10 protein-coding genes are annotated in these 9,043 nt (G+C 67.5%); 5 read left to right on the top strand and 5 right to left on the bottom strand.

The features are described 5' to 3' along the window. Positions 1–163 precede the first annotated feature (163 nt). The 5 genes from AC3DEZ_RS08720 to AC3DEZ_RS08700 all read left to right on the top strand — a co-directional run bounded on the left by AC3DEZ_RS08720 (position 164) and on the right by AC3DEZ_RS08700 (position 4,659). Complete coding sequence (locus tag AC3DEZ_RS08720) at positions 164–1,405, top strand: sensor histidine kinase (protein WP_447102892.1); 1,242 nt, start codon at positions 164–166, stop codon at positions 1,403–1,405. Beyond that, positions 1,402–2,043 (top strand): response regulator, encoded by a 642-nt coding sequence (locus AC3DEZ_RS08715; protein WP_141456122.1) that lies wholly within the window; start codon positions 1,402–1,404, stop codon positions 2,041–2,043. Before AC3DEZ_RS08720 ends, AC3DEZ_RS08715 begins: the two co-directional genes overlap by 4 nt. Positions 2,044–2,304: 261 nt before the next feature. Next, positions 2,305–3,483 (top strand): polyketide cyclase, encoded by a 1,179-nt coding sequence (locus AC3DEZ_RS08710; RefSeq protein ID WP_488387858.1) that lies wholly within the window; start codon positions 2,305–2,307, stop codon positions 3,481–3,483. A gap of 128 nt (positions 3,484–3,611) precedes the next feature. Further along, positions 3,612–3,980: a DUF423 domain-containing protein gene (locus AC3DEZ_RS08705; protein WP_488387857.1), complete on the top strand. Its 369-nt coding sequence runs from the start codon at positions 3,612–3,614 to the stop codon at positions 3,978–3,980. Positions 3,981–3,984: 4 nt separating this feature from the next. After that, positions 3,985–4,659: a DNA-3-methyladenine glycosylase family protein gene (locus tag AC3DEZ_RS08700; RefSeq protein WP_488387856.1), complete on the top strand. Its 675-nt coding sequence runs from the start codon at positions 3,985–3,987 to the stop codon at positions 4,657–4,659. 109 nt (positions 4,660–4,768) lie between these two features. On the opposite strand, the gene AC3DEZ_RS08695 is transcribed toward AC3DEZ_RS08700, so the two are convergent. The 5 genes from AC3DEZ_RS08695 to AC3DEZ_RS08675 form a co-directional block, all read right to left on the bottom strand. Beyond that, on the bottom strand, positions 4,769–5,320 hold the full coding sequence (locus AC3DEZ_RS08695; protein ID WP_488387855.1) for a cytochrome b: 552 nt from the start codon (positions 5,318–5,320) through the stop codon (positions 4,769–4,771). Between the two features lie 154 nt (positions 5,321–5,474). Further along, positions 5,475–6,191 carry a DUF4328 domain-containing protein gene (locus tag AC3DEZ_RS08690; protein ID WP_488387854.1) on the bottom strand — a complete coding sequence of 239 codons (717 nt, stop codon included), beginning with the start codon at positions 6,189–6,191 and terminating at the stop codon, positions 5,475–5,477. 51 nt (positions 6,192–6,242) lie between these two features. Further along, on the bottom strand, positions 6,243–7,673 hold the full coding sequence (locus AC3DEZ_RS08685; protein WP_488387853.1) for an FAD-binding oxidoreductase: 1,431 nt from the start codon (positions 7,671–7,673) through the stop codon (positions 6,243–6,245). Continuing rightward, positions 7,663–8,493, bottom strand: a complete 831-nt coding sequence (locus AC3DEZ_RS08680) for a M15 family metallopeptidase (protein WP_488387852.1) — start codon at positions 8,491–8,493, stop codon at positions 7,663–7,665. The genes AC3DEZ_RS08685 and AC3DEZ_RS08680 overlap by 11 nt, the downstream gene beginning before the upstream one ends. Before the next feature lie 10 nt (positions 8,494–8,503). Next, on the bottom strand, positions 8,504–9,043 hold the full coding sequence (locus AC3DEZ_RS08675; RefSeq protein WP_488387851.1) for a PH domain-containing protein: 540 nt from the start codon (positions 9,041–9,043) through the stop codon (positions 8,504–8,506).

Below are 9,043 nucleotides of genomic sequence, written 5' to 3'. Positions count from 1 at the left end.
GGGCGGGCCGCGCGGCGCGGCCGACGGCGGATTATCGCATTTGTGGCGGGAGGGTGGCAGCTTCCGGGTAAGCGGTCCGTGAACCGGCCAGGGTGGCCCCGGATGCCGATTGCATGACTTTCGGTGGGCGGCCGGGACCGATGATTGCCCCTAAACTGCGTCCATGTTGGGACGACTCAGCCACACCCGCCTGCTGCGCGCCACCGGCCTGTACACCTGGGCCCTGGTCGGCATTCCGATCGTCCTGAACGTGTGGTTCCTGCCGCCGTCCAGCGGCGCGGACGGCAAGGGCGTGGATATCCCGCTGACCGCGCTGGCCTACTTCACCTTCGGCGCCTGCTACTGGTTCGCCACCCGCTCGCTGGGCGCCCGGGGGGCCCGGGTGTCCCAGGCCTGGAACATCCCGCTGGCGCTGGTGCTGACCCTGGCCGCGGTGGCGGTGGGCGTGTACAGCCGGACCGGCCTGAGCGCCATGCTGATGGTGATCGTGGCGGGGGTGCTGCCCTGGCTGCTGAACCTGCGGGTGGCCATCGCCTGGCTGCTGCTGGGGCATGCGCCGCTGGTCTGGTCGTTCATGGCCCTGGAGGATTTCAACTTCTGGGAGGCCCTGTTCCAGTCGGCCTTCTACGTGGGCTTCGCCGCCTTCGTCCTGATCACCGCCTATGTGGCCCGCCAGCAGGCCGAGGCCCGCGAGGAACAGCGCCGCCTGAACGCGGAGCTGCGCGCCACCCGGGTGCTGCTTGCCGAGAGCGCCCGGGTCAATGAACGCACCCGCATCTCCCGCGAACTGCACGACCTGCTGGGCCACCACCTGACCGCGCTCAGCCTGAACCTGGAAGTGGCCGGCCACATCACCGAGGGCAAGGCCCAGGAGCATGTGCGCCAGGCCCATACCCTGGCCCGGTTGCTGCTGACCGACGTGCGCGAGGCGGTCAGCCAGCTGCGCGACAGCGGCGCCATCGACCTGGGCGCGGCGCTGCTGCCGCTGGCCGAGAAGGTCCCGGCGCTGGCCATCCACATGGACATCGAGGAACCGCTGACCCTGGACGATCCGCAGCGGGCGCACGTCCTGCTGCGCTGCACCCAGGAAATCATCACCAACGCGGTCCGCCACGCCGGCGCCCGCAACCTGTGGGTGCACTGCCGGCGCGAGGCCGGTTGCATCCTCATCGACGCCCGCGACGATGGCGGCGGCGCCAACACGGTGGTCTCCGGCAACGGCCTGCGCGGCATGGCCGAGCGCCTGGCCCAGTACGGGGGCGCATTGAACGTCGAGACCCAGCCCGGCAAGGGCTTCTGCCTGCATATCCGGCTGCCGGCGGCCGAGAGCACCGGAGTGCTCCCGCTGCGTGCCGAACCCGAACCCGAACCGCTGTCCGAGACAGCCCCTGGAGGTAACCTGTGATCCGTGTTTGCCTGGTCGATGACCAAACCCTGGTGCGCCAGGGCATTCGCTCGCTGCTGGCGCTGGACGACGGCATCGAGGTTGTCGCCGAAGCGGCGGACGGCAAGCAGGCCGTGGAAATGATTCCCCAGATCAAGCCGGACGTGGTCCTGATGGACATGCGCATGCCCGTCATGTCCGGCCTGGAGGCCCTGCAGGCGCTGGCCCGCGCGGGGCAACTGCCGCCCGCGATCATCCTGACCACCTTCGACGACGATCAGCTCGTGCTGGCGGGGCTGAAGGCCGGCGCCAAGGGCTACCTGCTGAAGGACGTGTCGCTGGAGCAACTGGTGGGCGCGATCCGGACGGTCGCCGACGGCGGATCCCTGGTGCAGCCGGCGGTGACCCAGCGTCTGCTGTCGGGCCTGGAGCACATGCGCAACGATTTCGTCAGCCTGGATCGCCCGGATCCGCTGACCGACCGCGAGACCGAAATCCTGCGGCTGATGGCCAGCGGTTTCTCCAACAAGGAGATCGCCAACTCGCTGGGTGTCGCCGAGGGCACCATCAAGAACCATGTCTCCAACATCCTCTCCAAGCTCGGCGTGCGCGACCGCACCCGCGCGGTGCTGAAGGCGTTCGAGCTGCAACTGGTCTGAGCGCGGTGACGGCGATCGGGAGCCGGACCCCGGCCGGGGATGTGGCGGCCGATACAGGCATCCCGATGCCAGCGCGCCCGGCGCGCGCTGTCCGATGGGCCGCCCCCGGATGGAAGGGCGTGAAGGGCGTGTGTTTCCGGAACCACGAAAATGAGGGCGCGATCGGGGCCCGGAAGAGGCTGCGCGGAACCCGCCAAGCCTGTTAGGATGCGCGGTGCACATTTTCAATGGCCGAGGCACCGGCCCCCGGAGACTCCCTGAATGACCCGTTTGATCGAGTTCCTGATTGCACTGGCGCTGGTTCTGGCGCTGTTTTTGGTGATCGGCCTGGTGTTGCCGTCCAAGCGCCAGCTTGAGGAAAGCGCCGAGACCAACCGCCGCATGACCATCGTGTTCGACACGCTGAACAACGTGCGCCGTCTCAAGGACTGGAATCCCCTGCTGCCCAAGGCCGCCAACGAACTTTCCTATTCCGGTGGCGACGAAGGCCATGCCGGTGTCGGCGCCCGCGTCGACTACGATTCCAAGGGCCAGTGGGGCAAGGGCAGTTGGGAAATCACCGCCAGCGAGCGCCCGGCGCCGAACGGCGGCACCGGCAAGATCGTCTACGCGATCACCGATCAGAAGCTGGGTACGGACAAGGTCACCACGTTCAACCTGGAACCGACCGGCAAGAACAACCGCAACGTCAAGATCTCCCAGTCCTATGAAGTGACCTATGGCTGGAACCTGATCGGCCGCTACGCCGGCATGTACGTCAGCCGCCACGTCGGCGACGCGGTCAAGGCCGGCCTGTCCAAGCTGACCAACATGCTGGCCACCGTGCCGAACTTCGACTACCGCACCGAAGGCAGCAGGCTGACCGGCCTGAAGATCGCCGAGCTGCCCGCCGAGGACCTGCTGGTCGTCAACGCCGGCAACATCGATCGCAGCAACGACGCCATCAAGGCGTCGATCAAGGCCAACCAGGAATGGATCAAGCGGGTGATGGACGCCAACGGCCTGGAAGCCGCCGGTCCGGTCCGCATCATCACCACCGATTTCGGCGCCGAGAAGTACGCGTTCGACGTCGCCGTGCCGGTCCGCAAGGCGGGCACCGGTCCGAAGACCCCGGGCACCGACGCCAAGGACAAGGACGGCAACCCGATCCCGGTTCCGGTGCCGGCCACCTCGACCCCGGTCGCCTCCACGGGTGACCTGAAGGTCACCATCCCGTCCGGCGCGCCGGTCGAGCACGTGGTCACCAAGGCCCACCGTTCCGCGTTCGCCAGCTACACCGGCTTCATGGCCGAGCTGGATGCCAACCGCAGCGCCCTGCGCGCCTGGGCCGTCACCAACGGCTACGAAGTGGTCGACCGTCCGTACGAGTCCTGGAAGAATGGCGTGGACAACGCGTTCACCGAGAACGGCCAGTTCGACATCTACTGGGCCATCAAGTAATCCGCTTCGGGATTCCTTCCCATGCGTGATATCCACAACGCGCCGCTCACTGCGGCGCGTTGTTTTTTTGCGCGGCCGTTTTTCCTCGATGGACAGGCGATCGCCGGCAGCCGCAGGACGCCACCCTGATGCACTACGACCGACGTCAACGCAAACCTTCCGTCTTCGCCCTGTGCGGCGGCCTGCTGGCCGGCGCCTCGGTGGGCCTGTCGGCATACGCCGCCCACGCGGCGGGCGAAGCGCTGGCCCAGTCGCGGCTGGAGACGGCGGCGCTGTTCGCGTTCGGTCATGGCATCGCGCTGGCCGCGCTGGGGCCCGGCACCACGCGCTGGCTGGGCAAGGCCGGCCTGGCGCTGCTGCTGCTGGGCACGCTGCTGTTTTCCGGCAGCCTGATCGCGGCGGTGTTCGCCGGCCTGTCCACCCAACTGGCGCCGGCCGGCGGCATGGCGTTGATGGCGGGCTGGCTGCTGTGGGCCCTCGACGCCGTGCGCAGGTGACGCCATGCCCCGCTATGCGCGCGGATTCGATACCGAGGCGGCGTTCGATCATCTGAGCCGGCGCGATCGCAAGCTGGGCACCTGGATGAAGCGGATCGGTTACATCGAACCGCAGCCCACCTGGCGCAAGCCATTCGATCCGGTCGATGCGCTGGCCCGCGCCATCCTGTACCAGCAGCTCAGCGGCAAGGCGGCGGCGACGATCGTCGGGCGGGTGGAAGCCGCGATCGGCAGCACCCGGCTGCATTTCGACACCCTCGGCAAGATCGACGACGCCGGCCTGCGTGCCTGCGGCGTATCGGGCAACAAGAGCCTGGCGCTGCGCGACCTGGCCGTGCGCGAGGCGCGCGGGGAGATTCCGGATCTGCGGCGGATGTCGACGATGAGCGAGGACGCCATCGTCGAGGCGCTGGTGCCGATCCGCGGCATCGGCCGCTGGACCGTGGAGATGATGCTGATGTTCCGGCTCGGCCGGCCCGATGTGCTGCCGGTGGATGACCTGGGCGTGCGCAAGGGCGCGCAGTTCGTCGACAGGCTGGACACCGCGCCGACGCCGAAGGAACTCGTGGCCCGCGGCGAACGCTGGGGTCCGTACCGCACCTACGCCGCCCAGTATCTGTGGCGCATCGCCGATTTCGGGACCGAGGCGAAGACGCCCACCAAGCGCTCCCAGGATTGAGCGGTCGGGCCGGGCGGACCACGGCTGCGATGTAGAGCGAAGCCCGCTCCGCCGAACCCCCGGCGCCCGATCCGTGAGCGCCGCGGCGGAACAGGCTCCGCTCTACATGTCAGCGCTTGAAGGTCATGCGCAGCAACGTGTCGTCATGGCGCACGTGGTGGTGATAGAGCGCGGCCAGCGCATGCAGGCCGATCAGCCAGTAGCCGGCGACGGCGATGGTTTCATGCCATTCCTTCAGGCCGTCACCCAGGGTTTCCCGTGCGGCCATCAGCGACGGCAATGCCCAGCCGCCCAGCGCGGGCGAGGTGCCTTCCGCATTGAGCAGCAGGTAGCCGAGCACCGGCGTGACCAGCATGAGGCCGTACAGCGCCATCGCCATCGCGCCGGCCGCCAGCTTCTGCCAGGTCGGCGGCACCGGCGCGATCGGCGGTGTGGGCGACGACACCCGTACCAGCAGGCGCAGCAGGGTCAGCCCGAACACGCTGATGCCCAGGAAGAAATGCGCGGTCTTGATCAGCTGGCGCGCGTCGCTGCCACGCGGGAACAGGCCGCGCAGCTCGATGGTGGCGTAGACACCGATCAGCAACAGCAGGGTCAGCCAGTGCAGGGCGACCAGCGACGAGCGATAGCGGGCATGGGTCGAGAACATCGGGGCGGCCATGTCGGGGGTACACGGCGAGTATCGATACCCGGCGCGGGCGGCACATTGATCTCGCTCAAGTCCGCCGCGCTTTCGCCACGATGAGGGTGACAACGGCAATGAAAATCGTTACGCCGAATGGCCTGCTTGCCAGCCGGCCGTGCGTGCCCGATCTTCAGGCCACCGCTTGCGCCTGTCGCAGCGACTGTTGGTGCCATTGCATGCGCGACAGCCGGTTCACGATCGCCAGGAACACCAGGCACAGCACGATGTTCACCGCTTCCACCAGTACCGATATCTGGTTCGCCAGCATCCCTTCGGAGATGACCTCCGCCCTGAAGGTGAGTTGGGCGGACACATTGCTGAGAATGTTGTTCAACAGCCAAAGGCACCACCAGAGCGGCAACCAGAAAGGAATGGAGACGAGCCGCATGCGTGCGGGATCGTCGCTTGCGCGCCAGATTTCCTTCATCGCCTGGTAGGGCTTCCAGAGCGTGGCGATGGGAATGAAATACCAGCCCACGGCCCAGCCCGGGGTGTACTCCATGTGGGATGCACCAGCGAAATAGCGCGCATTCCAGGCCATTCGATATATCCACATCGCAATGACCACGAAAGAGCCAAGTACGGCGAAGAATTGAACCAGGCCAAGCAACATGATGGGGATGATCATTTGATCATAGATGTCGTCCAGGCTGTCCGTTGCCGAGTACTCTCCCATCAATGAAATCTCATGGAGCGCAAGTGCACCCGCGCAGAGGGAGGTGAATATGCCGAGCCCCAGGAAAATCCGGGTGGCGAGAGTCAATAGCGCAGGATTCTTGAAGCAGGAAACGCCAAGTGGTGCCGCCGCGCCGACGCTGGCTGCCGACGCCTGATACGGATTGTCCATGTCATTCCCCCGAATGATGCCCGCTACGTTGCGCCGGAGGGAGAGTGTCGTTCAAGCAGGCAGGTACTTGTCCCACAGCCGATTGCGGAAACGACGCTGCGGATCGACCTCGCGCTTGATTGCGGCGAAGGCCGTGGCTTCCGGATAGGCCCGATGGAACTGCTCCGGCGTGGCATGCAGGCGGTAGGGCAGGTAGTAGCGTCCGCCCAGCGCCAGCGCGGTATCGATCAGTTGCCGGGTCCAGACGCCGGCCGCCTGATCAACGCCGGACCAGGCACGCTGCTTGTGGTACAGCACGAAGGAAAACACTTCCTGGGGCGCCCACTTCAGCAGCGACACGGTATCGGCCGGCGAATGCCGGATGGATACGTTCAGTGCGTTGACTTCGTGCTGGCGCAGAATCGCACCCATCCCGCGGGCGAAGGTCGCGAACGACCGCACGGGAATGAAATACTCCTGCAGCAGGTAAGTGGAGAACATCCGCGTGCGGGGCTCCAGCGAAGCGGTATCCAGGCTGGCTTCGTGATTGCGCATGACCACCACGGATTCACCGAGGATGCGTCCGGTCTGAAACTTCTCGCGCAGCGCACCGCCACCGGGAAGTTCGGATGCCGTCCAGATCAGGTTCTGCTCGCGCCCGTAGTCGAGGTGGCGCGGCACCAGCCGTTCGGCGAAGGTGAGCGGCTGGTCGGTGCGGGTCCAGCTGATCGCGAGAGGCCGGTCGAAATCCGGCGGCATCAGATCAGCGTTGTGCAGCAGGATGCCGGGTCGCGCATGCACTTCCTCGCGGAAGAAGTCCGGATACTCGTCCAGCGACACGCGTCGCGCGTCGCGCCGGATCGGGAAGTTCGCGTCCAGATCCAGTTCCACCTCGGTGACCACGCCCAGGCCGCCATAGCCGCCCAGCACCGCGGCGAACAGCGCGGGTTGCCGTTGGCGGTCGAGTTCGTGCGCGGTCCCGTCGGCGGTCACCAGTTGCAGGGCGCGCACCGAATGCGCCAGCGGGCCGGCGCCGACGTAGCGGCCGTGGCAGTTCACCGACAGCGAACCGCCAATCGAGAAATTGCTGTAACTCTGCATGACCCGCACCGCCAGATCATGCGGATCCAGATGATCCTGCAGATCCCGCCAGCACATCCCGGCCTGCACGCGCGCGGTGCGCGCTTCGACATCCAGGCGAAGCAGTCGCTTCAGGCCGCGCATGTCGAGGTGGGTGGAACCGTCGGCGGCGATCTGCCCGCCCATGCTGTAGCGCGCGCCGCCGATCGAGATCGGTCCCCGGTTCTGGCGCAGGGCCTGCTGGACGGCCGCGGTGGACGCCGGACGGATCTGGCCGGCGACCGGAACGTGATCGATGTCGGTGACGTCGCCGACCGTGTCGGCATCCGCGCCGTCGCCCCGGCAGCCCGAGGCCGCGACCGCGCCGCCGAGCGCCATGGCCTGCAACAGCCGCCGGCGCTGGCGTTCGGTCTCAGTCCGCATCGACCGCGACATCCGCGGTGAAACACCAATGCCAGGGCTCGTAGACGATGTCGTGCGGGTTGTCGCGCGGATAGCTGAGCGAGAAGCCGAATGCACCGGCGTTCGCGCCCAGCCATGCGAATGCGGCGGTGTCCTCGAAGCTTTCCTCGGCCGGGGGCTCCCCAGGTGCGCCGATGTCCAGCGCGAGGCCACTGTGATGTTCGCTGTAGCCGGGCGCGGCGTTGACCGACAGGATCTGATCCACCGTCTGCCCGCGTGCGAGCTTGCGTTCGAAAATGCCGAGCTGGTAGTCGTGGCTGCGGTAGCCGGAAATCGCCTCCAGCACCACGCCGTCGCGCGCGGCGGCGTCGCGCAGGCCCCGCCAGGCATGCGCGGCGGCGTGCGTCAGCCACAGCGCACGGCGGTAGCGATCGAAACCGGCGAAAGCCAGCGTATCGGGCTCGGCCACCAGCGGCAGGCCGGTGCGCTCGCCGTAGCTGTCGTCCAGGCCCAGCGCATGCAGGTGATCGCGCAGCGCGTCCAGCGGCAGTTCGCCGGCCTCGCCCCGCCAGGGACCGCGCCCGCCGCCATCGTGATCCAGTCGATCCAGCGCCGCCTCGATCCCGGCTTCGCGCGGCAGACCCGGCACCAGTGGCATCAGGCCTTCGGGCAGTTCCGCGGCCAGATAGCGGCCGTCGCGCTTGCGCCGCAGTACCCGCCGTGCGCGGCTGAGGATGCGGGCGTCGGCGTTGCTGCGCGCGCGCAGCAGGCCACCGGGCCACAGCTCCACGTCGGGGGTATTGAGCAGGCGGGTCTTGAGCGGAACCGGGGGCGTGTGCATGCCCGGCAGCTTAGCGGCGCGGCGCTGAGGCCGCCACTTCGCGCAGGCCGTCCAGCAGCTCGCGGGGTTTCTCGGGGCTGAGCAGCACCAGCGGACCCTCGCGCAGGGGCAGCACCAGCACCCGCGCGCGGTCGCTGATCAGGCAGAACGCCTTGGCCTTGTTGCGCAGGCGGTAGTGGCCGGCGGTGAAGGCGGGCAGGCTGAAGCCGTTCGTCTTCACCCGCGGCTTGAACTCGGTGTGCTCGTCCAGATCGATGATCCGCGCCTTGTCCAGGTCGATGGCGATGACCGGTATCTGCTTGCGGAACATGGTCGCGGTGATTTTCAGTTCGCCGTGTTCCAACTGGATGCGGCGGCGGCGCAGCAGCACATGCAGCACCGCGCCCACCAGCAGCGGGAACGGCAGGGCGAACAGCAGTTTGAGCGGCACCTGCCCACTCGAAATCCACAGCACGGACCCGGCCATGAGGGCCATGACGCTGGTCATCGGCAGCCACAGCCCAAGCAGGGTCCAGCGATCGAGGGGAGCGACGGTGAAATCACGGGTCAT

This window comes from Pseudoxanthomonas sp. 134C1 (genome assembly GCF_057773065.1).
The sequence above is the reverse complement of the archived record's forward strand: the minus strand, read 5'-3'. Positions and strand labels throughout refer to the sequence as shown.

Excerpts from the sequence above, each read along its gene's own strand:
- AC3DEZ_RS08720 (WP_447102892.1), top strand. The coding sequence starts at position 164 with ATGTTGGGACGACTCAGCCACACCCGCCTGCTGCGCGCCACCGGCCTG.
- AC3DEZ_RS08710 (WP_488387858.1), top strand. The coding sequence starts at position 2,305 with ATGACCCGTTTGATCGAGTTCCTGATTGCACTGGCGCTGGTTCTGGCG.
- AC3DEZ_RS08705 (WP_488387857.1), top strand. The coding sequence starts at position 3,612 with ATGCACTACGACCGACGTCAACGCAAACCTTCCGTCTTCGCCCTGTGC.
- AC3DEZ_RS08700 (WP_488387856.1), top strand. The coding sequence starts at position 3,985 with ATGCCCCGCTATGCGCGCGGATTCGATACCGAGGCGGCGTTCGATCAT.
- AC3DEZ_RS08695 (WP_488387855.1), bottom strand. The coding sequence starts at position 5,320 with ATGGCCGCCCCGATGTTCTCGACCCATGCCCGCTATCGCTCGTCGCTG.
- AC3DEZ_RS08690 (WP_488387854.1), bottom strand. The coding sequence starts at position 6,191 with ATGGACAATCCGTATCAGGCGTCGGCAGCCAGCGTCGGCGCGGCGGCA.
- AC3DEZ_RS08685 (WP_488387853.1), bottom strand. The coding sequence starts at position 7,673 with ATGCGGACTGAGACCGAACGCCAGCGCCGGCGGCTGTTGCAGGCCATG.
- AC3DEZ_RS08680 (WP_488387852.1), bottom strand. The coding sequence starts at position 8,493 with ATGCACACGCCCCCGGTTCCGCTCAAGACCCGCCTGCTCAATACCCCC.
- AC3DEZ_RS08675 (WP_488387851.1), bottom strand. The coding sequence starts at position 9,043 with ATGACCCGTGATTTCACCGTCGCTCCCCTCGATCGCTGGACCCTGCTT.